General features: G+C 45.6%; 23 protein-coding genes and 1 pseudogene. 3 read left to right on the top strand and 21 right to left on the bottom strand.

Features of this window, described 5'->3' with window-relative positions; genetic code table 11:
* Window positions 1–147: 147 nt before the first annotated feature.
* The 10 genes and pseudogenes from AC0YNX_RS06315 to AC0YNX_RS06270 all read right to left on the bottom strand — a co-directional run bounded on the left by AC0YNX_RS06315 (window position 148) and on the right by AC0YNX_RS06270 (window position 7971).
* Window positions 148–489: a winged helix-turn-helix transcriptional regulator gene (locus AC0YNX_RS06315; protein WP_475815194.1), complete on the bottom strand. Its 342-nt coding sequence runs from the start codon at window positions 487–489 to the stop codon at window positions 148–150.
* 6 nt (window positions 490–495) lie between these two features.
* A pseudogene (locus AC0YNX_RS06310) lies at window positions 496–798 on the bottom strand (winged helix-turn-helix transcriptional regulator); the annotation flags it as partial.
* A gap of 62 nt (window positions 799–860) precedes the next feature.
* Window positions 861–1931: a Ger(x)C family spore germination protein gene (locus tag AC0YNX_RS06305; protein ID WP_475814774.1), complete on the bottom strand. Its 1071-nt coding sequence runs from the start codon at window positions 1929–1931 to the stop codon at window positions 861–863.
* Complete coding sequence (locus tag AC0YNX_RS06300) at window positions 1921–3009, bottom strand: GerAB/ArcD/ProY family transporter (RefSeq protein ID WP_475814773.1); 1089 nt, start codon at window positions 3007–3009, stop codon at window positions 1921–1923. Before AC0YNX_RS06300 ends, AC0YNX_RS06305 begins: the two co-directional genes overlap by 11 nt.
* A gap of 31 nt (window positions 3010–3040) precedes the next feature.
* A complete protein-coding gene (locus AC0YNX_RS06295; RefSeq protein ID WP_475814772.1) occupies window positions 3041–4357 on the bottom strand; it encodes a spore germination protein in 1317 nt (438 codons plus the stop codon).
* Window positions 4358–4655: 298 nt separating this feature from the next.
* The gene (locus AC0YNX_RS06290; RefSeq protein ID WP_475814771.1) at window positions 4656–5762 is read right to left on the bottom strand and encodes an oxidoreductase; all 1107 of its coding nucleotides are present in this window, start codon (window positions 5760–5762) and stop codon (window positions 4656–4658) included.
* Between the two features lie 178 nt (window positions 5763–5940).
* Window positions 5941–6678 (bottom strand): Crp/Fnr family transcriptional regulator, encoded by a 738-nt coding sequence (locus AC0YNX_RS06285; RefSeq protein WP_475814770.1) that lies wholly within the window; start codon window positions 6676–6678, stop codon window positions 5941–5943.
* A gap of 92 nt (window positions 6679–6770) precedes the next feature.
* The gene (locus AC0YNX_RS06280; RefSeq protein ID WP_475814769.1) at window positions 6771–7484 is read right to left on the bottom strand and encodes a Crp/Fnr family transcriptional regulator; all 714 of its coding nucleotides are present in this window, start codon (window positions 7482–7484) and stop codon (window positions 6771–6773) included.
* Between the two features lie 21 nt (window positions 7485–7505).
* Complete coding sequence (locus AC0YNX_RS06275) at window positions 7506–7679, bottom strand: GNAT family N-acetyltransferase (RefSeq protein WP_475814768.1); 174 nt, start codon at window positions 7677–7679, stop codon at window positions 7506–7508.
* 7 nt (window positions 7680–7686) lie between these two features.
* Complete coding sequence (locus AC0YNX_RS06270) at window positions 7687–7971, bottom strand: GNAT family N-acetyltransferase (RefSeq protein ID WP_475814767.1); 285 nt, start codon at window positions 7969–7971, stop codon at window positions 7687–7689.
* Window positions 7972–8249: 278 nt separating this feature from the next.
* Between AC0YNX_RS06270 and AC0YNX_RS06265 the strand changes: the two genes are divergently transcribed.
* Window positions 8250–8711, top strand: coding sequence for a cupin domain-containing protein (locus AC0YNX_RS06265; RefSeq protein ID WP_475814766.1), 462 nt, complete (start codon window positions 8250–8252; stop codon window positions 8709–8711).
* A 112-nt stretch (window positions 8712–8823) separates the two neighbouring features.
* On the opposite strand, the gene AC0YNX_RS06260 is transcribed toward AC0YNX_RS06265, so the two are convergent.
* Window positions 8824–9525, bottom strand: a complete 702-nt coding sequence (locus AC0YNX_RS06260; RefSeq protein WP_475814765.1) for a Crp/Fnr family transcriptional regulator — start codon at window positions 9523–9525, stop codon at window positions 8824–8826.
* A 218-nt stretch (window positions 9526–9743) separates the two neighbouring features.
* Window positions 9744–11471 (bottom strand): P-loop domain-containing protein, encoded by a 1728-nt coding sequence (locus AC0YNX_RS06255; protein ID WP_475814764.1) that lies wholly within the window; start codon window positions 11469–11471, stop codon window positions 9744–9746.
* 333 nt (window positions 11472–11804) lie between these two features.
* Here AC0YNX_RS06255 and AC0YNX_RS06250 point away from each other — a divergent pair, with 333 nt between their 5' ends.
* A complete protein-coding gene (locus AC0YNX_RS06250; protein WP_078496932.1) occupies window positions 11805–12005 on the top strand; it encodes a cold-shock protein in 201 nt (66 codons plus the stop codon).
* 77 nt (window positions 12006–12082) lie between these two features.
* Window positions 12083–12334: a hypothetical protein gene (locus AC0YNX_RS06245; RefSeq protein ID WP_475814763.1), complete on the top strand. Its 252-nt coding sequence runs from the start codon at window positions 12083–12085 to the stop codon at window positions 12332–12334.
* Between the two features lie 103 nt (window positions 12335–12437).
* On the opposite strand, the gene AC0YNX_RS06240 is transcribed toward AC0YNX_RS06245, so the two are convergent.
* From AC0YNX_RS06240 to AC0YNX_RS06200, 9 genes are all read right to left on the bottom strand, one after another.
* Window positions 12438–13436, bottom strand: coding sequence for a type I glyceraldehyde-3-phosphate dehydrogenase (locus AC0YNX_RS06240; RefSeq protein ID WP_475814762.1), 999 nt, complete (start codon window positions 13434–13436; stop codon window positions 12438–12440).
* A 125-nt stretch (window positions 13437–13561) separates the two neighbouring features.
* Window positions 13562–15190 carry an ABC transporter substrate-binding protein gene (locus tag AC0YNX_RS06235; protein ID WP_475814761.1) on the bottom strand — a complete coding sequence of 543 codons (1629 nt, stop codon included), beginning with the start codon at window positions 15188–15190 and terminating at the stop codon, window positions 13562–13564.
* Window positions 15191–15264: 74 nt separating this feature from the next.
* Window positions 15265–16146, bottom strand: a complete 882-nt coding sequence (locus tag AC0YNX_RS06230; protein WP_475815193.1) for a carbohydrate ABC transporter permease — start codon at window positions 16144–16146, stop codon at window positions 15265–15267.
* Window positions 16147–16187: 41 nt separating this feature from the next.
* Window positions 16188–17120, bottom strand: coding sequence for an ABC transporter permease (locus AC0YNX_RS06225; RefSeq protein WP_475814760.1), 933 nt, complete (start codon window positions 17118–17120; stop codon window positions 16188–16190).
* A gap of 178 nt (window positions 17121–17298) precedes the next feature.
* The gene (locus tag AC0YNX_RS06220; protein WP_475814759.1) at window positions 17299–19080 is read right to left on the bottom strand and encodes a sensor histidine kinase; all 1782 of its coding nucleotides are present in this window, start codon (window positions 19078–19080) and stop codon (window positions 17299–17301) included.
* The gene (locus AC0YNX_RS06215; RefSeq protein ID WP_475814758.1) at window positions 19070–20686 is read right to left on the bottom strand and encodes a response regulator; all 1617 of its coding nucleotides are present in this window, start codon (window positions 20684–20686) and stop codon (window positions 19070–19072) included. Before AC0YNX_RS06215 ends, AC0YNX_RS06220 begins: the two co-directional genes overlap by 11 nt.
* Window positions 20687–20806: 120 nt before the next feature.
* A complete protein-coding gene (locus AC0YNX_RS06210; protein WP_475814757.1) occupies window positions 20807–21475 on the bottom strand; it encodes a DNA alkylation repair protein in 669 nt (222 codons plus the stop codon).
* Window positions 21476–21506: 31 nt separating this feature from the next.
* Window positions 21507–23654: a penicillin-binding transpeptidase domain-containing protein gene (locus AC0YNX_RS06205; RefSeq protein ID WP_475814756.1), complete on the bottom strand. Its 2148-nt coding sequence runs from the start codon at window positions 23652–23654 to the stop codon at window positions 21507–21509.
* Window positions 23655–23829: 175 nt separating this feature from the next.
* Window positions 23830–24873 (bottom strand): stalk domain-containing protein, encoded by a 1044-nt coding sequence (locus AC0YNX_RS06200; RefSeq protein WP_475814755.1) that lies wholly within the window; start codon window positions 24871–24873, stop codon window positions 23830–23832.
* Window positions 24874–24901: the final 28 nt, after the last annotated feature.

The following is a 24901-nucleotide window of genomic DNA, read 5'->3' as shown; positions in this document are numbered from 1 at the left end:
ATATAATGCGCCGCGCATCCAATTAGTCCCATAACCTCCTTCTTACCATTTCTTGATTATGCAAGTATGGACACAAGAACCATCATACATATTAAAAATGCTTTCAGGGAGTAGGCACTTTTATTGGTCATAGTATATAAAAGTAGACTAATGAGAGCCTTTGACAGAATAGCTCTTACCCCACTCGTCCAACATATCCAGAATCGGTTTTAAACTTTCTCCTTGTTCAGTTAAGGAATATTCGACTCTAGGAGGAACAACCGGATATACCTCTCGATGAACCAATCCATGCTCTTCTAACTTTCTTAGCTGCTGGGTTAACATTTTCTGCGTAATGCGAGGGATTAAACTTTTAAGTTCCGCGAATCTTTTTGTTCCTTTGAACCTCAAATGGCATAAAATGTTTAGTTTCCATTTGCCTTCTATCACTGACAAAGTTAGTTCCTTTTCGCAATCAAAGCCCTTATTTTGTTCATTGAACGATTTCAAATAGTTCTTGCCCCACCACTCCAACTTTTTTAAGATTGGCAATAAGCTGTCCCCTTTTTCAGTCAATGAGTAATCTACTCTAGGTGGAGCAACGGGCAATACCTCTCGATAAACCAGTTCGTCTGCCTCTAGTTCCCTTAGTTGATTTGTCAGCATTTGCTGCGAAATGTCAGGGATTAAATGTTTAAGTTCTGTAAACCGTTTTTTCCCTTTTAATCCTAGGTAGCATAGAATGATGAGCTTCTTTTTCCCTTCTAGAACAGACAATGTCACCTCTTCACTGAGTTTTTCATGGCTCACTGTGTTCATCTCCTAATGACGCGTAACTGAGTTCGATGTACCGAACTCATGCCCACCAAATATTGCAAAGGTTAATTATCCGTAATATCTCCACTGTTCGTAATAATGCAACTGACATGAATATCAGTTTCTAGTTTGGGATAATACAACTGACGCCATTCTGGCAGCTGATTAAAGGGAATCGAGTTTCTGAAGTATTGCCCCGATCCTAGAGCATCGGATCCAAGCAATTTTAACCGGTTAAATAATTTCTCATAACGGATTTTAATATCGTTTGCAAAAGCCTCTTCTATCTCATTGTCAGTGAGCCTTTCATCCTTCTCGATCAGGTGAAGAGAGAGCCGCATGTTCATGCGTAGTAAAGGACGATTCTCCCTCCATTCACTATGCAGCTTATTTTTGCATTTTACGATAGAAACGCTTGACTGTTGAGTTACTTGGACCACAGAGCCTTCGAACAACTCTTTAAATAAGTTGATCATTAGAGATTGTTCTTTCTGAATTTCACCTTTCATTTTACCTTTGGCCATGACTGCTGAACCTAAAAATTCCAACATCGTTGATTTCCCCGATCGAAGTATCGGTATGGTGATGTCTTCGGTGTCAGAATGGATGGCAGCAAAGGTACTCCAAATGTAGGCCAAATTAATCTCAGGACTCCAACCGGCGTTCTTATTGAAAAAGTTAATAAGTGCACTCTCTTCATTTTGGATAATATTCCCCGTGTGTGCCAAGAGAGTCTGCATATCTTCCGAAGTGATCGCCAATAGTGCTTTGCTCGGAATTTGCTCGCTTCTAAGGACGAACGCAATTTCATCTTGAATGCCATCTTCAGCAACTTTGCGATCAATTACGATTAATTGCACATGCATGAAATCAATACCCGCTTCAATGTCCGTATCGATGTCGGAAAGCGCTTTACTTAAGGTATCAGCCTCCTTGTAATAGACCTTAGAGATGAGACGCTTCCGCTCAGGGAGAGGAACTTGAATATGGACGCGATATTTATGTGTTGTCCCATAAGAAACGCCCATGACGACAGGAAGAACGCGATGATTGAGATCCTTGATGTCCCAACAGCCCGTTAATAATGTCGCACATCCGATCAATAAAGCTCCTATATAGAATTTGTTACGTATCACTCGCGATCCCCTTCTTTCTTTCCTTCCGCTGAATGAAGCCACCTCGAATATAGACTGCCACGGGGATGACGAAGAAGATAGAGAGGCGGAACCCAATATCATGTTCGTAGATATGCACGTACGAATTCCAGGTTGGAATTATCATGGCTATGACAAAAATAAGCAAGCTAAGTACAGGCCTGATGTAGCATTCGTTGAACACGGGTATCATTTTCCTCACTAATACGGCGGCTGACCAGATTACGAATGAAGTGACTAACATAACAAATCCCATTAATGCAGCGGCATAGAATAAGGCAATCCGATTGAACAACGTCCATGTAATATTGACTGAATCAACGCTTGTTGCCAGAGGGTAGTTCATAAGCGTAGCAGCATTAGCCCCAAAAATAAGGATGGGAATGTAAGCAATAGCTATATAAACAACAGTTAGCGGCACCAATGTAAGCAATATCGGTTTCATCCGAACTCTGTTTACTGGCGGAAGCATGCCCAGAAAGAGATAAGGACAGATCGAGAATAAAGGAATTAGAAACTTCCCTTCTTGCATAAAGTCGAAGCTTGTATTCATAAGCGGGTAAATGTTCTCGAGCGTCGAATTCTTCAAGCAACCGAGTAATGCAAAAAAAAGGGACGGCAAAAATAATAAAGACAGTAAAGTGCTAGCCCTTAAGATTCCTTTGGAACCAATGGATGATCCTACATAAGCGATGAGGCACAGCAGAAGAAGTAAAGAATATAAGGGTGATCGGATCACGAAGACGATTTGCATCAGTTCAGCGAAGCCCCGAATGCCCATAATCCCAATTAGGAGCAAGTACGAAATTAATGGAAGCAACAGCAAGGTACTCATCCATCTGCCGAGCGGCAGAAATAAGTCCGCATAATCTAAATCACCGGCTTTATTTAATCCCTTGATCAAAATGACGAGAAGAATGAATTCAATCAGCACGTACAGTAAAGACACTTCCCAATGACCATGCTTCGTTGTGCGTAACAACGCCCTAGGAAATAACAGAAAAAGGATACCACAATGAGTTCCGAAGAAGAATATTGGGATGGTCAGATTGGAATTCATCCGGTTTATCAACTGTGTCACCTTCCTAATTCTAGGTTTGTCTTAATCTTCGTGTGTCCAGGAAGCTCATGAAGGGTACACCGAAACGTTCAATGCCGCACGCATAAAAGCATATCGCGATAAAGGCACCGAACAAGCCAAATACGCCAAACATTCCTGCAGGGATGATGATCCCTACTCTCATGAGTCGAACGACAAACGAGTTCAGATAGTTGGCATACGCAAAGTTGGCGGTTTGTGATATCGATAGAATGATGATGACAAGACTGCTTACAAGCTTCGCATCTACAATAGCTGTTCCAAGCACAATACCACTGGTAATACTAACGGTAGAAGCAATGACATTGGGCAATCGCTGCGTTGCTTCAATGCTAATCTCACTGATAATTAATAAACACAGGATTTCCAGAAATGTAGGCATTGGAATTCCGACTCGGCTGCTTGCAACAGACAGCGCAAGCTCGGTGCGCAATGCTTCTGGATTAACGGAGACCAATGCAACATAGAGTCCAGGGGTCAATAGAGCAATCAATAAACTGAGCATACGCATGCTCCGAAGACCGAGCATGATGAGTAAAGGGAGATGTTTATCAGCTTCCAGCGCTATAAAGTCGCTAAATATTAGCGGGAGCACATAGGATACGGGCTCTCCATCAATAATCAATAACACCCTGCCTTTCAAGATGGATGCAAGCGCTTGGAGCGGAACCTCTGTTTTGAAGTAAGGCGGAAAAATGTTAAATCGATTACATCCCAATACTTTAGCCAGTTCTTGTCCATTCTGAATATCCCTATCTGCCGCTCTCACTAAACAGCCTCTTATTTGGTCTAATAGTTCCTTATTCACCCTCTTAGAGTGGTAGATCAGAGCGGCCTCTTTCGTTGAATCTCCAGAGAAAGTAAAGCCTTCCGTTAGAATGTCCGAGGAATTGCTTTCATTACGTAAGAGTCCGATATTGGTCTTTAACGATTCCACAAATCCGATCGCGGAAACAAGCGGTAAGGATTCGTTCTGTGCCTTGTCAATCGCCTTAGACAAATTGCGAAGCTTGCCGGGAACACTGAATGCCCGTTCACCGTTCGTATCAATTAAAACAACAAGATTTTGCTTAAGGTCATTCATTTCCTCGGATTCCAATTCTTCGCCATTTAGCCGAATACAAATATCACTGAACGCATAAGTAGGTTTAATATCGGAATTCCAAATATAATCCATCGTTTCTTGATAATGTACGATCGACTCATAGTACACCATCCATAAAGAATCTGCCCCTAAATTCAGAGGCTTAACTTTCAAATCATAATTCAATTCCGCCTTTTTAAGATAAATATGCAATAAATTCTCCAAGATCTAACCTCCTTTTTAGCACAATTTCCTTCTCATCCATTTAAGGTGATCCCTGTTAAAGGTTCCCAAATGCTCCTGCGCTTATTCTATTGACTTGGCTTTTGTGTAGTTGACGCCATACACATTTAGCTAACTAACTGTGTAAATTACGGACGCATACTGTATGTAGGGCAGAATGAAGCAAAAAAACAGAACCTCATAATAAGGTTCTGTTCAACTACCCTATCCAATTGTCTGGTGGACATCATTTCCATGTTCCTTATTTTGTCCATTGAACGATTTCAAATAGTTCTTTTCTTTACACCGCATGCCCATACAATTCTTCGTCCTTTAGATTAGGTGTAGGACCCAAAATATTGTCTAAAGATGATCCCATCGGAAGACCATTCTCTGCTTTGAACACCCAGTCATGATTAGCTAATGCGGCTTTTCCTAGTGAAATTAAATCTGAACCTGCATCCAGCGCCTTTTCGGCATCCGCTGGCTGATCCAGTTGCCCATTAGCAATAACAGCTGTATTTCCATATTTTTTCGCTAATTCAGCTAGCGTTGAACCGCTATCTCCGAAGGCCGGTGCATGGGCATTATATTCAGTGACGTGGATATAATCAGGCTTTTCTGCGCCAATGGCTTCGAAAATGATTCGGGCGTCTTCTTCACCGTTCGCCCACTTGTGCAGATAGTAATTGGATTTAGCCTGCGATATTCGAACGCCGACAACAATACGTTGACCAACTTTCTCTTTGACGGCTCTAATAATTTCGGTTACAAAACGAACACGGTTCTCAATTGGTCCGCCATATTCATCTTGACGTAGATTTGTGTAATCCGTCAAAAATTCGTCCAATAAATAACCGCTTGCCGCGTGTATCTCTACCCCGTCGAACCCTGCTTGTTCGGCTCTTAAAGCTGCTTCCGCAAAACCGGCTATGATTGCTTTGATTTCTTCTAGCGTAAGCTCCCTCGGGGTTAAATAATCGCCATCAGTACCTCCAAATGCAGGTGATTGCTCACCTAATGGCTTCACAGCCGAAGGTGCTACAGTCCCATTTTTATAAATATTACCCATTGAGAGCGCACCAGCATGGGCAATTTGCAATATAATTTTACCATCCTTTGCATGAACAGCTTCAGTTACTTGCTTCCATGCTCCGACATGTTCGACATTTGCGATTCCTGGTTCCCCGCTATATGCTTGACTGTATTCTTCATCTGGGTATGTTCCTTCGGTAATCACAAGACCAAATCCATTCGCAGCAAAGCTTTCATAATATCGCGCCATTCTATCGGTTGCATTTCCATTCTTTTCCGCAGATACGCGAGTCATCGGGGCAAGTACTACTCGGTTTTTCAAGGTAAGATTTCCTAGTTTATATGTGGAAAGAAGTTTTTTAGTTGTTGTCATGATGAGTATCTCCTTTTATGTCAAAAAGTTATTTTTCCCTTTTTCGGTTGCAGCTGAGGCTCCTCTAGTACCTCCAAAAGGATGAAGTAATCATAACCCTAAATGAATGATTTCTCAGTAATGTAGATTACTTTAGCAGCCTGTAACGGAAGGAGAATTAATCCTATAGAAAAATCAATCAAGATAACTCTTCCATGGCTTTATCGATATGAATCATGACCGTTCTTCGGCTGGTAACAAGAATTCCCTCATTGGATAGCTCTTGCAATACAAGAGATACCGCTTCTCTTGTAGCTCCAATCATATTAGCCAATTCCTGATGAGTCAGTGGAATATCTATTTTGCGATACCCGTTTACTTCCACGCTGAATTTTTTTGAAAGCCGGATGAGAAAGTAAAGCACTTTACCTCGAAGATCTCTAAAGACCATCTTTTCTACTAATTCATCCTGATCTCGCAATCTCGTACTCATTTCCGATAAAAATCGCAAAGCGAGTTCCGAATGTTTGCTTAAAAGCGGTTCGAATTGTTCCGACGGTATCGAATAAATCACAGATTCTTCCATCGTTTCCACGTAAGTTTCGCTTGTGCCCAGAGAAAACGATTCAACTCTGCCGAACATCCCGCCCTCGCTAAGAATGCAAACCGTATATTGTTTACCGACCGGATTGGTTTTATATAACCGAAGTTTGCCAGCGATGACGAAAAATAAGCTATTCTTCTCGTTACCAGGCGTTTGAATGATGGCGTTCTTGTGCAGCGTATAGGCGTTTGTTCCCTTAGTCAACTGTTCGATTTCATGAATGATTTCCGCTGGGAGCGACTCAAATATCTTGAATTGCGATAATAGTGAAAACCTGGTTTTAACCTGTTCCATCATTTTTATTTCTCCGCTTGAAATGCGCTTGATTTTCAATTCTATTCATTGTGCATCCCTCCTTGTTATGTGCTCATCTTAGCTCAGCAAGGGACATATATCTGTAATCTAGCTTACCAAAGGTTCAAAAATCATAAATCCAAGCGGTAAGGACTACTATTCTGCTTTCTAATTTCATTCAGTTTATCTTTATGTACAATGATTGAATTCCGTCCTGTACTTATGATGCCTTCATTGGACAACTCTAGTAAAATAACGGATACAGCTTCTCGTGAAGCACCAATCATATTAGCAAGCTCCTGATGAGTTAAGGGCAGATCGATTTCTTGATTTCCATTATCGATGCCCAATTTGGATGATAATTTCGACATGAAGAATAGAACTTTACCTCGGAGGTCCTTTGAGGTAATTATCTCCAACATCTCGTCCCGCTCTTTCAATCGCGTGCTTAACTCCTTCAAAATTCGTACGATCAGCTCCGGATATTTCACTAATAAATTTTCGAAAGACTGATTCGGAATTGAGCAAAAACATACGTCTTCCATGACTTCAATATAATTCCCATGTGTCCCCAGTGAGAATGAATCGCTCTCACCAAACATGCTTCCTGGACTCAGTATCCCGACCGTATATTGCTTTCCGGACGAATTTGTTTTATAGAGGCGCAGCTTTCCTTCAATGACGAAGGACAAGCCAACCCTTTCGTTCCCTGGTGTTTGAATAACAGTCTTTTTATTCAGAAAATGAAAGTCCGTTATGGAAACTAATTGATCTAGCTCATTTAATATTTCACTTGGGAGCGACGCGAAAAGCTTGGACGACGATAATCGCAAATGTGACTGCATATTCAAATTACCTCCTCGATATTACAAATCCAATCGGTAAAGTAATGAGTCCCGATCCGGATAGTCATAAGAAACCGGCAAGTCATGTTTGGATATTACCTTGAATCCATTCTTTTCGTAGAAGCGATGCGATCGCGTCGCTATGGAAGGCGTATCTAAGATAATCGTCTTTATACCCTGTTGCTTCGCGTACATGACTAATTCATTGAATAGCCCCCGCGTTACCCCGGTATTCGTTAAAAATAAAAAACTTCTTCAAGATGTAAATGTCTTCCGTTAGTTGCTGCAATCCAATCGATCCGATTACGTTTCCGCCTTCATTTAATGCAACCCAGAAGTTTCCTCCTTTAGCCAAGTAATGCGTTGGAATGTCAAGAACATCAGACTGCTCCTCGATACCGATATTTAGTTGAAATTCCGAATTTTGAACGAACAGAATCAGATCGACGATCTCATTTTTATATTTCGCATCGTACGTCTTAAACATTCCCCAGTTTCCTCACTGTTCTCCCGCCAGTTCGGCGCTTTGTTTATTGTCATACTATTAAATTGATATATTCATCATAAACTACCAAAATTTCTGCATCTGTAATCCAGATTACATCTGGTTAAAACCGAATAAAAATGAACACATTTACAGATACTTACGGCGCTAAGTAAGGCGTAACACTATTTGTGAAACAGATTACAGATAAATAGATAGCAAGACACTATGATAGGAATCAAGCAGGGGATTATAAAAAATTACATTGATGGAGGAATACAATGATGTCAACATTTTTGGATGTTATGGGACCACGTATCAAACTTCTAACGGATTTAGCGAATAATCGGGATTACAGCCTTATGGAAGCGGAAGTTCCGCCAGGTGTGGTCGTTCCAGTTCATAGTCATGATGACCGCGAAACCTTTGTCGTACTCGAGGGTCAACTTGAAGCATTTACAGATGACAGCTGGCAAACGGTTCAAGCTGGTCAAACGGTTGACATTCCGGGACACGTAAAGCACGCATGGAGAAATTCCACCAATGAAACTGTGAAATTGGTAGTCGCATCGACTGCGAAAATGGGAGATTTCTTCGTTGAAATCGGCCGTCCAACCGATTCGGTTCCACTGGGTCCTCCTTCTCCAGAAGTATTGAACCATTTTGTTAAAGTAGCCATCGCCTACGGGTATTGGCTCGGAACACCTGATGACAATGCATCGATCGGCATCAAATTAGGATAAGCACACTAGCCACAGTTCACATAAGGATGCATTTGCTTTAGAAAGAAAATAGCGATTGAACGGGAATTCCCTCGTTCAATCGCTATTTTTTTGCAATCAAAAGCCCGCCGATCTACGAATAAGTCAATTCCAGTATTTCAGCTACTTTTACGGGCGAAATGGATATCGATTTCCTACCTGTTTGAATAACACTATCCCTCTTTAGCGTCTTCAGAATCACAGAGACCGCCTCGCGTGTGGCCCCAACCATATTCGCAACTTCCTGATGCGTTAACGGCAAGTCAATCCTTACATACTCTCCATCCTCTATTCCAAATTGTTCAGATAGCTTGAGTAATAAATGGAGAATGCGATCCCGGACATCGCCAAGCGCTATCTTCTCGAGCATGCCGTCCCTCTCCTTAAGAATCTTGCTCAATTCCGTTAGCATTTTCATGGCGAGTAACGGACGCTCTGCCAAGAAATGTTCAAAATCTTGTTTTGGCACCGAGCAAATTAAGGTTTCCTCAATCGTTTCGATATAAAGTTCTTTCGTCCCAAAAGAGAACGTGTCAATCTCTCCGAAAATATTCCCTTTGCCCAAAATGGCTAGTGTGAATTGCTTACCTTCCATATTCGTTCTATACAAACGAAGTTTACCTTCTTTAAGAAAAAACAGACCGTCTTTAGCTGTTTCAGGCGTTTGTATTAAGGTTCCTTTAGGAATTGGACTAAAATGGGTCATCGGCGAAATATGATCAAGCTCCGCCAAGTCATCCGGGGTCAATACTTCAAAGATGCTCATCTTTGATAAATATAAGCGCTTATCTAACATCGGTGACTCCTTATGTGTTGAACCGTTATTTATTCGGCTGTGCAATGTACATTTACATGGTTGGTTCATCTGATATCATTCACTCACAGCTTTTCCTGTTCGTCAGGAAGTATCCCTTTATCCCTGCGTAAGCTTGAAGAAGAGCTTGCCTAACTTAAAAAAGAACCCGCTGCTTTAATAGAAGCAGCGGGTTCTTTTTTTGTGAACTTCTTGTCGTTCTACTCTAACTCATATACCGGCGAACTCATTCTGGAGAAAGAAAACAGAACATCGTGCAACGCGGGTAATTCCAGGTCATGAGGAATGTCAAAGCTGTTTGAATATATGGCATCAAGTCCTTGTTCGGAGAGAAGGGCGAATACTTCTTGAACGGAATGATATAGATTGAATCTCGGTTCCCTCGTCCGGTTGGCCAAATATCGGATTATATAAGCAATTGTCGCTAATTGCTGCTGTGAAATGATCGTATCCAAGCGAGAAACATCCACCGTATCTTTACCCAGATGAATCATATTACTGCCGACATTCACATATTCGAAGATCCGATTACTCTCCGCATCCTTTTTGAAGGTGGAGAGAGAGTCCGTTTTCACCCATCTCTCCAGCTTCCACTGCACCTCATGTTCATCTTCTCTTCCGTAGAATTCATATGAATGTTGCCTGAAAGGCTTTAATTCGCGATTAAAGTTATGCAGGGTATAGTTTTTCATCATGTACACATTATCAGCCAAATCCAGATATTCACTGGTTCCGCCAATGATAAGAATGGTCGAAACCCCCGCTTTGTTATACAAATGACGGACGCGATCCGTAAAAGGGACGATGGGATCATCTTGAATAATTTGCTTCATACGGGAATCGCGTATCATAAAGTTGGTAGCTGTTCGGTCTTCATCAATCAGCAATGCTTTGCATCCGAAGGATATGGCCTCGATAATATTGGCCGCTTGCGAGGTGCTTCCGCTGGCATGATTGGAACTAAAAGCCTTGGTATTGGAATGCGGAATATCCCGTATAAAAGGAGTAATGTCCAGGGAAGTTACACTGCGACCATCCTCTGCGATGATTTTGCAGCTTTTCTCTTCGGTTATGCAGTATTCGCGCCCATCCTGGGGAACATGATTGTAAATGCCCGATAGCATACTGTCTAACAGAGTGCTTTTCCCTGAATAGCCTCCTCCAGTTATAACAGTAACGCCTTCGGCGATCCCCATTCCCTTAATAACAAAGCCGTCCGATAATGTAAGTTCGATTTCATCTTCAGTCGGGGAAATAAAGGGAATAGCCTCGCTTAGCGGTTTGTCTCCTTGCCCCCGCGGGAGAACACTATTATTGGCTATAAAGCATACAAGCTTCCGCTCCTGCAATAAACCTCTGATTTCCAGCTGTCTTCTATGCACGATATTAAATTGAACGCAGGCATCATGGTCGAAGAAGTCAACAAAATCTCGGATCGCCTTTCCTAATTCCTTTCTCACGATCTTTACGGATAATTTGCCTGCAACAACATTCCGTTTCGCCATCATGTGCACAGGGAAACGGATGACCATCGCGAGATTCAACATGTCATCTTTAAAAAAACAGCTGTTGCGGACAATTACTTTTTGGTTAGGTTCATGAACGTATATTTTGCCTGTGAACTTCTCTTTCCCTGTCTTATGCTCTTGTGCCATATCTATCTTTTCGATAAGAGTAACAAAAGCCCGCAAACAAAAGTCGGCCGTTGATGCATCTAAAGTTCTGTCGCGGCGTTCTAGGCTTAACATCTGGGCGGGAATCTGAAGCGTAAACTTTACAAATTCAGGTTTTGATTTATGCGTTTCATTGCAAACGATCGTGACTCCGTTGTATGAATAAACGTTATCGTTGTTATATAAGGCTCTTAATGAAGTCACATCGGAGAGATCACATGAGCCTAATAATTTGATGAGTCTGTTAATAGCCATTCGCCTCCTGTTGTATATGGCTATAATTGTGACAGTTCCCCCATTTCATTACAAAGTAACTTTTTTATTTAACTGTTTTTTATTATCATGTTATTTGTGAGACGGGTTAACGATATTCTTTGTGCGATTTCCAGCTTATCGTCGGGATATCATATATAAAAAGAAGAACAATTTGCTTATCACACTTTTGTGTGCTACTATTACTACATAAGCAGCTTTGACATAAACTCACATATTGAAAAAGTGATCATTTGTGTAATGGTAACTTTCTCAATATGCGAGTTTTTTTGTTTCAAATAAGCATGTTAATAACAATTTGGAGGTAATTTTATTATGGAAACAGGAACAGTGAAATGGTTTAACGCAGAGAAAGGTTTTGGATTTATTGAAGTGGAAGGCGGAAATGACGTATTCGTTCATTTCTCCGCAATTCAAGGAGATGGATTCAAATCGTTGGACGAAGGACAACGCGTTGAATTTAATGTCGTTCAAGGCAACCGCGGTCCTCAAGCCGAAAATGTTGTAAAACTGTAATACACAATGAACTGTCCTTAACACTTGTTAAGGACAGTTTTTTAACAAGTACCTTTTGAAAAGAGGTTAACCTAATCATGGCAAATGAAAAACCGCTATTCGCTGCGAAACAAGAACTAAAGACTGACCAAGATTTCGAATTAGCGAAGATGCATAAAGAACCAATTGAAGCCTACCAAGATCGAATGCGTATGAGACCTATTTCGACAATTAAATCGTACAATGAACACTCCGTACGTATTGTCGATGGAACAACCATCGTCCGTGGCTCAAGTAGATTCTACACTTTAAGTGAAGAAGATAGAGTGAAATACATGTCAAGTCTATAATTTGAAGCGTCTCCCTCTCCCCTGCCCCTTGTCGGGATTGGGATAAAAAAACCATTGTCCAATGAATTGGACAATGGTTTTTTTCAACGTTAGGCAATTTCCTTTATTTATTCGCCAAGAAAGCGGCAACCTCTGCCAGACGCGTAGCAAAGCCCCATTCATTGTCGTACCATGTCGCAACGGACAAGAGCTCACCTTCCACGTGAGTGAGCGGCAGATCGATGATCGACGTATGCGGATCACCAACAATGCGCGACGACGCCCACTCTCCTTCAAGTACATCCATAACGCCTTTCAGGTCGCCTTCTCTCGAGGCGCGGCGGAACATATCATTCACTTCCTGCACAGAGCATGGCTTCTCCGTGATCAGGTTAAGCTCAGCGATGCTGCCTGTTCGGGTAGGTATGCGGTACGCTTTGCCCGTGATCTGCAGCTCCGGCCAGATGAACTTGAGGGCCTTGGCCGCGCCAGAGGAAGACGGGATGATGTTCTCTGCCGCCGCCCATGAGTCCCGACGGTCGCGCATCGGCTGATCCGTCAACGATTGCGTGTTTGTATAGGAATGGACCGTAGAGAACAGGCCGAATTTGATCCCATAGTTTTCTTTGACCAGCTTGATGACGGCGGCCAAAGCGTTAGTCGTGCAACTAGCTACGCTTATAATTCGGTGCTTGTCAGGATCAAAACTGTCGAGATTAATGCCCTTCAGCAGTACAGCGTCGCAATCGTCGAGGGTTTTGCTTGGCCCGCTGACCAGGACTCGCTTCGCGCCACGGTCGAGATGTACCTGTGCGACGGAACGGACAACGGCACGGCCTGTGCAATCGACGACGAGCTTGACACCGAGCGCCTTCCAATCCGGCACTTCCTGCGATGCATTCATATAAATAATCTCTCGTCCGCCGATGACCAATGCACCTTCTTTGGCGGATACGTCCTCATGCCAACGCTTATAGTTTGAATCCACTTCGAACAGCGCAGCAAGCGTCCCCTCGTCCTTAATATCCGATACAGAAACCGGAACGAAGAGCTTATCCTGAAGCGCCACGCGCAACAGTATTCTGCCGATGCGTCCAAACCCAAATATTGCAATCTTCTCCAAGAGTCATCCTCCATTTGCGTGTTATTGTCAACGAGAATAGTGTATGCATATTTAGTCGACCTAATCTTCCCCAAGAAAAAAGGGCCGCTACCCTGAGGAGGTAGAAGCCCTTTTTGCCGATCCTGTTAATTCGATTGCTTCGACGCGACGAATGCCGCCGCTTGCTTCTTCACTTCTTCCACGACTTTCTCGGCGCCGGCTTTCTTGTACCGCTCGACGAGGTCGTTAACCGCTGCATCCACGTCTTTCACGAGCCCCAGCTGAATCGGAGCACTGTACTGCTTGTCGATGTTCATGATGTTCGCAAGCTCTGTCTTGATATTCGTCGTATCGATGTTAAAGCCGTTCAGCAGGAATGGCTGCGCCTTCTCCAGCAGAGCGTTCTTCGTATCGATGTACTGCTGCGTGTAGCTCTCCAGCGGCGGCCATTGGTCGCGGTTATTGGACCACCAACCCGCGCCGTACATCGGGTACGGATTCGGATCGGATTGCGTCACGACCAGCTTGCCATCGCCGTTAATCGTATAATTCTTGCCTTCGATGCCGAAAGCAAGCAGCATGTTGTACGCTTTGTCTTGATGGAGCAGGTCGATCGCCATGAGCGCTCGCTCGTAGTTAGGCGTCTTCGGCGACATGGAGAAGCCGTTGCCCGTCGCCGGGCGGGTCATGACGACGCCGCTGTCCGTGATGTTATTGACGGCGCCAAGCTCCCAGCCCTTCGCGATCATATCGGAGCTGTACTGGGCATAGTTTTCGAACGCGTTCGCCCAGTAGCCGGATTTGCCTTCTTTGGCCAGATCGGAGGCCGCCGTTTTCTGGGCGAAAGCATTTTTCGGCAGCAGCCCTTTGTCCGCCCAATCCTTCATGATCTTCGCTGCTTCAATAAACTTCGTCTTGAACGAATCGTCGAGCAAGCCCGTGATTACGTAGTTCGGATCGTCCGGGAAGAAGCCGGTCACGTACGGAGCCTCCCGAATGACGTAGTTCTTCATCAATCCGCCGAAGATCCCTTGGATATCCGATGCCGAGCCGTCAACCGGAAGCATCCCTTTCTCGTTGTCCTTCAGCGCCTGGAAATAAGGGCCCAAGTCCTTGAACGTCTTGATTTCAGGGACGTTGTACTTCTTGCGCAAATCCTCACGGTAGAAGCCTGTGCCTACGTCCAGCTCTTTGAACGTCTGCGGAATCATGAAGATCTTTCCATTGACGATGGCATCGGCCCATTGTCCCTCAGACGTCGCCTGCGCCGTCAAAGGCATAAATTTGTTCACGTCATCCATCGTGATCTCGTGGTAGCCGCCTTTGGACGCGTTCGAGCCGTAATTGATGTTACCGAAAATAACGTCCCAATCCTGCGGGGATGCCAGCACGAGCGGATATTTCGTGTTAATGTCGGCGAACGGAATGTACGTCAGCTCGATCGTCGCGTTAATGTCCGCTTCGAGCTTCTTGTTGATTTCCGCCATAACCGCTTCGTTGTCCTTCGGCGCTTCGCCGAGAAGAACGAATTTGAGCGTCACCTTGTCCAGCTGAGGCTTCTCCTCGTTCGCGGCGGCATCGTTTCCGGTGTTCGTCGCTTCGGCATTCGAATCGCTGCTAGTGTTACTGCCCTTATTGCTGCTTGAATTCGCCGCATCCGTGCCGGCATTCCCGTTCTTGTTATTGCCGCTGTTGTTTGAGCAAGCCGATAAAACGAGCATGAGGCAGAGCATAAGCGATAAACCAAGACGGAACGTTGTTGATTTGTGGCTCATCTTCGTATAACCTCCCATTTATTTATCGTGCTGTATGTTAGAACCGCTTTGAAGGCGGGCATAACCTCGGCTGACTAGCCTTTTACGGAACCGATCGTGAGACCGGCTACGAAGTACTTCTGAACGAACGGGTAGGCGAATACGATTGGCCCCGTCGCGACGACAGTAAGCGCAAGCTTAACGGTTTGTTCCGGCAGGTCGATGACGGAAGCGGCGCCGTTGTTCTGCAGCATCTGCTTCGCGAAGGTGGTCGAGCTCAGTATCCGGTAGAGCGTATATTGGAGCGGATACAGATTATCCTTGGTAATGAACAGCGTGGCCGTATACCAGTCGTTCCAGTAACCGAGCGCGATGAACAGTCCGATGGAGGCGAGCGCTGGCTTCAGCAGCGGAAAGACTACCTTGATGAAGATGGAGAAGTCGTTCGCGCCGTCTATCTTCGCCGATTCGGAGATCGAATCCGGAATGCTGCTCGAAATGTAGGTTCGCAGGATCAAGATATAGAGCACATTGAACATCCCGTTCAAGAGAAGAATCGCGTAGGTGTTCCGCAGCTCCAGATAGTTGGACATCAGCAAATAGTAAGGCACCAAGCCGCCGCTGAACAGCGTCGTGAAGAATAGATAGAACGCCATCCCTCCGCGGTATTTCACGTCTTTTCTCGAAAGTACGTAAGCTGTCATCGATGAGAAAAAGATCGAGATCGCCGTGCCAGCGACGGTTAATGAAATCGTCACCAGGTAGCTGTGGATGATTTTGTCGGGCTCCAAAAAAATAAACTTATAGGCGCCGAGGTCAAAGGTTCTCGGAAGGAGTGAATACCCATGCGTCAGAATCGAGCTCTCCGATTGGAACGAGCCGACAAGCAGCATAATGAATGGCAAGATGCAGGCCATGCCCACGAAGCCCACAATCATGTATGCGATGATATTGAACGCGATGACATCTTTTCCCATTTTCACGGCTTATTCCCGCCTTCCCTTGCTTGGTCCGAGTTCTAGTAAAGTGCATAATCCCGATTCCACCTCTTCACGAGCCAATTGACCGCATAGATGATGAAGAAACTAAGAACAGATTGATAGACGCCGCCTGCCGAAGACATGCCGAAGTCGTTAGCGAAGACCAGCGACCGAAAGACGAACGTATCGATGATATCCGTCTTGTCTGCCAGAAGGCCGTTATCGCCGATGAGCTGGTAGAACATATCGAATTCCCCGCGCATGATTCTCGACAATCCGAGCAGCACCAGCGTAATGATGGTCGGCTTCAGCATCGGGATCGTAATATGCCAGATGCGCTGAAACATATTCGCACCGTCGATTTTGGCCGATTCGTAGCTTTCCTGGTCGGTCCCCATAATCGCGGCCAGATAGAGCACGCTGGAGAATCCGATTCCTTTCCATACATAGAAGAGCGGCAGCAGGAGCAGCCATATATTCGGGTTTGAATAAATGTCGATGCGTTCCGCTCCGAAGGAGCCGAGCCAACTGTTCAATGCACCGTAATCGTAGTTGAAAATATTGTAGAAGAATGCCGAGACGGTAACCCAGGAGATGAAGTAAGGAAGAAACATGAACGTCTGGGCCGTTTTTTTGAACCATTTGCCCGCCATCTCCGCGATCATAATCGCGACGATAATGGAGAGGATCGTGCTGGCGGTGAGAAACACCAGATTGTAAAGCAACGTGTTTTTCGTCACCAGCCACAGCTTGCCGGATTCGAGGAAGTAATCGAAATTTTTCATCCCGTTCCATTTGCTGCCGAAGATGCCGCCGTCGTACGTGTACTCCTTAAACGCGATAACGATGCCCGGCATCGGGAGATAAGCAAGTACGAGAAAATAGAGCCCGACGGGCAAGAACATTAAATAGAGAATCCGGTTTTTCACGATTTCGTACAGAAAGCCTTTCTTTCGGCGTACTTCCCGCATGCCTCCACCTCTAACTCTCGCTTCGTCTGTTTGCCTGCCTTAATAATAAAGCGTTTTCATAATCGCTGCTACGAGGGAAAATTACGATCTCTTTTTTTTCTTACGCACCTTTGGAGGCACTCATAGAATAAAAAGGCCGCATGCCGCGGCCGGATGGCTCACGGGATGCGGGCCTCGCTTAATAAGGCAGCTCGATAACGGCCGAGACGCCCGGCCCCTCGTTGCGGCGGTACAAAAGGCCGTACTCTTCCCCATAGAGCAGCTTGATGCGCGTATGGATATTGCCGGCTCCGTACCCATGATGCGGATCGGTCTTATTCTTGGCGAAAATATCGTGGAGGCGCTCCGGAGGAATGCCGACGCCGTTGTCGGTCACTTTGATCGTCAGCTTGCCGCCGGCGGCGCTCGCGCTGATCGTGATCGTCCCTGTCTCACTCTCCGTTTCCAGAATGCCGTGAATGATAGCATTCTCCACCAAAGGCTGGAGCGTTATTTTGGGCATCCGGTGATCATATAAAATTTCGGGAATGTCGATGACGAGGGCAATCCCGTTCTTGAACCTTGCGTTCTGGATATCGATGTAGGCCACTATGTGCTCGATCTCGTTGCGCAGCGAAACGATATCCTCGCCTTTGCTCAAGCTTAGCTTGTAGAATTTCGACAGCGACTGGACGAGCTCATAGATGCCCTGCTCCTGGATGCGCATCGCTTTCCAATAAATCAGATCGAGCGTGTTGTACAGAAAATGCGGATTGATCTGCGCCTGCAGCGCTTTGAGCTCCATCGACTTGACCTCTTGTCCGAGCGCGTATTTCTCATCCAGCAGCTGGGACACCTTGGCGATCATCGACTTGAAATTCCGCGTCAATTCGCCGATTTCGTCTTTACCTTCATACGGGACGAAAATATCGAAATCGCCCTGCTTGACGCTCTTCATCTGCGCGATCAGGCGGCGAATTCTCCTTGTGCTGGACGAAGCCGCGAGGAACGCAAGCGGGAGCAGAAAGATGGCGATGAGAAACGTAAGGAGCAGCATTTGCTTCATCGCTTTCTTCTGCGACCCCAATATTTCTTTATAGGGCGTCAAGCTGATCAAGTACCATTCCGTGTTCTCGACCTTCTGTGCGCCGACCCAATATTCGACATCGCCGAGCGTGCGCTTGCTCCAAACGCCTTCCTTCAGCTGATCGGTCGTGCTCGCTTTCAGGATGTCGTTCTTGAACGACATCTTGCCCGCATTGGCGCTTGAAGAGCGCACAAGCTCGTTGCCGTCCTTATTCGTCAGGAATACGGACGACGATTCCGTGAACGCGACGCGATCCAGAATCGATGCGAAAATGTCTTTGGGAATATCGACGGTAAGCACCCCGAGGACGTTTTGGAAGCTTTCATTGTTGAAGATGCTTCTGGCGATCGTGAACGTCGGGATATCTTCATTCTTCAGCTCGTTCAGGCGAATCCGGTTCGGATAAATTTCGAAGGTCGTCACGCTGTGATTCAAGCTCTCATACCAGGACATGCCATCGATGCGCTTGGTGCTCATTACGTCGTCCGTTTCATTGGTCGCGGCAACCGCCTGGGGCGTATATAAGCTCGTCTTGATGATATCTTCGCTCGGCTTCGTGATGTAAAACTGCTTGCGGATATCCTCGACATCGAAGCTCCACAGCCCGTAATGGTTGCTGTAATAGTCGGCGTTCCGATGCAAAATATCCTGCAGCCGTTCATTGGAGGCCAGAATGGTGAGGAAGTTTTTCGCCACGTACAGCTTGTACTCTAAGTAGGAGCGGCTCTGCTCGAACACTTGCCGGGATGAATAGCTTGCTTGCTCCTCGAGATCTTTGGAAGTAATGCGGTAGTTGACGGCAATGAACAGCGTGAATGGGATGGCAAGCAGCAGCAAATATTGCAGAAACAGCTTGTAGTGCAGGTTTAAATCACGGTAGAAGTTAACTCTCATAGAGCTGCTTCATCCTATACTCGGAAGGTGAGGTACCCGTGTATTTCTTGAACAGCGTCGAGAAGTAGTTCGTGTCCGTCAATCCCAGCTCGGCCGTAATCTCGTACAGCTTCTTGTTCCGGTCGAGCAGAAGCGCTTTGGCCTTCTCAATCCGAAGCTCGGTCACGTATTCGTTTAAAGTGCGGCCCGTCGATTTCTTGAAAAACGCGCATAGATACGTTTGGCTCAGAAACGTATGTTGGGCAATCGTTTGGATCGACAGCTGATTGCTGTCGTAATGATTTGAGATATATTTCTTGATCTCTTCGATCTTCTCAATGCCGCCCGATTTGCTCTCGGGCTTCTGCATCGCCATCCCGATATTCGACATTAGGAACTCGGCGAGCTCGCCAAGCGTAGTCCGGGTATCGATTTCGCGCCACATGTACGTCGCTTCTTGTTCGTCGCCCGAATCAGCCGCATCCCACTGCATCGTCACTTCATACAGCAGCCGCAGATGATTGAAATACAGGTTCCGGATCTTGTTCGTATCGGGGTCGCCGGCCGCGGCGATATCCCCGGTCATTTGCTTCACGTAATCCAGGATCGCTTCCGGCGGATCGCTTCGAAGCATCTTTTTGAAGCGCAGGTAGGCGGATTTATCGATTTCGTAGTGCGCGGACGACGCCGTGCTGCCGGCTGCCGCCAAATAAACCCGGTTCTTGCCGGTGTAAAACTGCCGTTTAGACGCTTCGAAGGCCGCCTTATAGAGGGAAGAGAATGCATCCGTCCTCTCCGAACGTTCGCTGCAGCCGGCGGATAAGGTATAGGCGCAAGGGAACGCCGCTTGCACGCGCTTCAGCATTTGCCGCGCGAAAGACTCCGCTTCCTGGGCGGCGTCATCGCCCGCCGCGATGGCTAGGCAGCCTTCGCCGACGAAACCAGCAATATAGTTGAAGGGCGCTCCAGCGCCGCCTTCATATACGTTATCCGGCTGATTCAGAAGCTGCACGATCCTTTTCTTGATGAGCGTCTTCTCGTCCTCAGCTATGCCGGATGACCAGTTGAACAATAGCGTATACACCCTGTACGCGCCATCTCCGTGCAATTGCAACGTCGCTGCGTCGACGCGCTCCGTCCAGACGGCGAGGTCCGTTTTGTTGCAAATCAAGTCAATGACGATCTCTTCCCGCCTGTACGGGATTTCGGATGCTTTGCTGGCCGCTGCCGCTATCTTCTTGACGAGCTTGGCGAACAAGGTTTTCAATTGGACCAGATCCACTGGCTTATCCAAGTAGTCGACCGCATGCAGCTGGATCGCCGATTTCAAGTAATCTTTGTCTGAGAAGCCGCTTAGGAACACGATCTCGCATTCCGGATAGAGGTCGCGAACCTTCGTCGCAAGCTCGATGCCGTTCATCTTCGGCATGCGGATATCGGTAAGCAGAATCGACGGTTTGAAAGTCTCTGCAAGCGCCAGCGCAGCAATGCCGTTCTCTGCCGAGCGCGTTTCTGATACCCCCCAGTCGAACCAGGGCACGAGCTCCATCAAACTGTCGCGCGTCGTTTCTTCGTCATCGACTATAAGCAAATTAATCATCGATCGCCCGCCCTCTCTACTTTGCAACCGCTTTCAATATTTATTATACAAAATACAGCCCATTCTCCGTCAAGAGATGGGCTGCTTATTTATTAGGTGTCTAATGCCGCTTACTTGTTCGGCGTTTAATAAATTTTTCAAAGGTAATTAATTATGATTTCGTTTGTTAACTTCAATCGTAATGAACTCCGGTAAATAGCTGGGAGTACATCCTTTTGCTACAATTTCATCTTTGTAAAGACCCGTTTTCTCACCAAGCTTAATACAACGTGCACGATTCTCTTCATCATAAACGCCTATCCAGCCTGCGGTGAAATTCATTGCCCATTGAACTTCGGGTTCTTCCTTCGTAATACAAACTTCTAATGTAGATAGTAAGTATGCGGTGTTATCAGGAGGTGTTTGTCCAGTCCATCTCAATCGTGCTTGATAATACCAGAAAGCTCGCCTTTGAAGAGAAGAAGGGCTATTTTCCCATGACTCCATCAATGCAATTGTCTTCTTGTCTTTGGTGAGCTGATTAGCCATTAACCAATCCATTATGTTATTTCGCTCATCAAAAGTGTGAGTCTGCATATCCTTATCAAGCATAAATAACACTTCTTGTGAAAGAAGTTTTTTATCCATAATTAAGATTGCTAATAATCTTGGCAAAAACTCTTCCGTTGACCAAAGCTCCATTGCAAGTTCGTGATCTTTATTAATGTCCTTTGCAATTTTTCGTAAGTCACCTAGCTTAGTGTTACTAGTGATCTGAGGTAGAATGTTCTCTGCTTTCGATGAGCGTTTTATTTCTGTACCTTCATTTTCATTCATAATATACAACTCCTTTATTAAAGCACAGATTCTATTTGGCAGTCACATCCCCATTCTCAAGCACATCCTCCTGTGGCGGCAACAAATTCAACTGCAGCACGGGGATCCCATTCAGCTTCGCATTCGTTTGTGACTTGACGAAACCTTCTCCGCTCACCGTACAGCGTAGTTGTAAGATCGAGCACATCTGCATGGCATCACGAAGAGGTAGACCTTTCAAACTCGGTACCTCTAGCTTGCTCTGCTCCTGCGTCAGCAAGTAAATCTTCTGATTAGGTCCTACGGCGGAGCCAGCTTTCGGGATCTGTTTCAGTACCTTGCTGCCTGTGCCAACGTTAACATAACTTAGCTTCATTGCGTCTAAGGACGTCTTTGCCTCTGACAGCGTATGGTTTGTCACATCTGGAACTGCGACGGTTAATTCCTTAATAGAGTCTCCTTCTCGGTCATCATTCGTTAGAACCGGCTTAACGTCAAGGTGGCTAAGGCTTTGCGACATAATTTTCTTGAAAATCGGTGCAACAGCGGACCCCCCTGAAGCTAGCCGGTCGTTCGGTTCGTCCATAACAATGTAGAGCACGACCTTCGGATTGCCAACTGGTGCGAAACCGATGAATGAGAGGACGTATTTGTCATCAGCATACTTATTGGTACCCGGTATAACTTTTTGCGCAGTCCCCGTCTTCCCAGCGACGCGATAGCCCTCAATATATGCGTTCTTGCCTGAACCAATTTCACGGTCAGATACAACTTGTTCTAGATATTCGCCGACCTGATCGGACGTTTGCTTAGTAACGACTTGCCGGACAAGCTGCGGCTTCGTTACGACTACTTTCTTCGATACAGGATCTTCGATTTCCTTGACCAAATGAGGTACAAGCAGCTTACCTCCATTTGCTATGGCAGCGACTGCGGCAACCTGTTGGATAGGAGTCACTTGTACCTTGCCTTGACCGAACGCGGCTGTCGCGTACTCTACCGGATAATGAGGATTGACTCGCCCGGATGCTTCTCCGGGTAATTCAATTCCGGTCTTCTTACCAAAGCCAAAATTGTTAATGTAACTCATTAACTTGTCCGGCTTCAAACCCTCGTATCCCAGCTTGACGAACGCGACGTTACTGGATCGTTTCAAGCCTTCCAGATACGTAATCGTACCCCAGTTCTGATGGATATCGTGAAGCGTATCCCCTGGTACCTTGATCGATCCTGATTTGTAGGTAGCTGTGGGGTTGAAGATGTTATTCTCCACTGCACCCGCGAGTGTCACGATCTTGAACGTGGAGCCGGGCTCGTACAGCGACTTGATTGCATTGTCGTAGAAATTTGCCTGAGGCGCTGTCCAATATGTATTAGGATTAAAATTCGGTAAACTCGCCATGCCCAGAATTTCCATCGTCTGCGGATCGGCGGCGATAGCCGTAATACTCTTCGGTTGGTACTTTTCGAATGCTTCTTCTAGCGCTTCTTCAATATAATACTGAATGTTCATGTCGAGCGTGAGCTTCACGTTCTTGCCATCGATCGACGGTTTGAAATCGACGTTGCCATTATCGATGATGACTCCATTGCCATCTCGTTCATATTGGATATGCCCCTCTGTGCCACTTAATTGGCTGTCCAGTGACGCTTCCAACCCCATGATGGCTTTGCCTTCCTTATCTTCGTAGCCGATCACGTGGGACGCAAGGGTATTCTTCGGGTAGAACCGTTTCTTCTCGTCGATTAAATAGATGCCGCTGTCTTTGTGCTTAGTTTGCTTACTCAGATCCTCACGGAATGATAGGATTCGATCGGCAACGGCTTTGTCGACCTTCCAACCGCCGTTGTGCAGCTCGCGCTGCTGATAAAACTTGCCATTCGCTTGTTTGGCTTCTACAACACTTTGGACATATGATTTCGAGATGCCCAGTATGGAGCTGAGCTTGTTTACAATAACTTCCTCCATCTTTAAATCGTGTATGACTTGAGGGTTCACGGCGACAGTGTAAGCAGTCACGTCCATCGCTAGTACGCTGCCGGTGCGGTCAGTTATCATTCCGCGCTGCGGTATCAGAGTGTCCGATTGCGACCATACCTCTTTCGCTTTCCCTATCCAGAAATCCGCTTTAACGACCTGCACCCAATAGATTCGACCGACAAGAAAAATAAAAAGGAGGGTAATAATCCCTCCGATCATTAGTATACGTAGTTTAATAAGTTTGGTTATTTTCTTCACCTTATTCCTATTATCAATCGTGATGCTGTTGCATTAAAATATTTTATTCGCCATTCAAAGACCGTTTCCTTCCTTTTTTTTCTATTTTTAGAACTTAAGTGACCAGTCATTGTTGCCGGTTGACCTTAGCCTCAAATTAAAATTTAGAGAACGGAATGACAAATTCCGGCATCCCTTGCGCATTTGGCAAGATTTCGCCTGGAGTGAAGTAAATGACAACGCCGTTGTGGCTTAAGAAGAAATCACCATTAGCTTCGATCGTTTGGAAAGGTGTCAGCAAAGTTAGCTTACGATCCTTGATCTGCTGAGAAATCTGTTCATTGATGACCTGTACATAATCAGCTTTGCCGGCGGTCACATCTTTCAAAGTTAATTGATTGCCTGTGGTAAGATCAAACGTATACGGTATGCGGACTTGGATGTCATGTGCGCCTCCTGAGTCGATAGAGTAGCTCATATATAGGCTTATCTTTCCATTCTCGTTGTAAGTAACCTGGAAGCTGCCTTTCAAATTACTGTTACTGATGACATCGTATTCGTTGTTTTGCGTCGAAGCTGCAAGCTTCTTCTCGGCATCTTGCTTTAACAGCGCATTGATCTTCGTTTGCACATCGACATTGCCTAAACCGGAAATTACAGGATAATAGACCAACCTCTTTTTGCCGCCGCTGCTATCGGTTATCGACTTTGCTTCTATGGTCAGGTTATTCTCCACAATTTCTTTTATGGCGATTTGCTTGGTTCCCGAACCGTAAGTTACTTCGTAGCCCATCCGTTCTAAGACGAAACGAAGCGGAAGGTACGTCGTATTGTTTTGCAAGATGACACGCGTGCCGTCAATGATTTGTCGATTCAATGTAACGGTATTATTCTTTAGATCAAGCTTTATAACTCGATTGTGGCCGGTAACGGTTGCGACTTGAGCGCTTTTATCAAAGCTTGTTTCCAAGCCTAGAGCTGTATTCAAGTTGCGTAATGCAATATACGTGGAGCCATTGGTGTTGATCGTACCGATATGGCTTGTGATGTTATTGATGTTGAAGGCTTGATCCGTAATATTGAACTTTGCTTGAGCCGCAGAGGCAGATGCTTGACCGGATGGGAGCGACAAAGCAATTGGAGATATAAGGAGTGCTTTTGCAAGTGTGAGTACAAGGCGTTTCTTTTGTTTCATGCTCATAAAAATTAGTCCTCTCTATTGGGCAAAG

This window comes from Paenibacillus sp. J31R98 (assembly GCF_056269245.1).
Note: the sequence above shows the minus strand (reverse complement) of the source record. Positions and strands in the feature narration are given on the sequence as shown.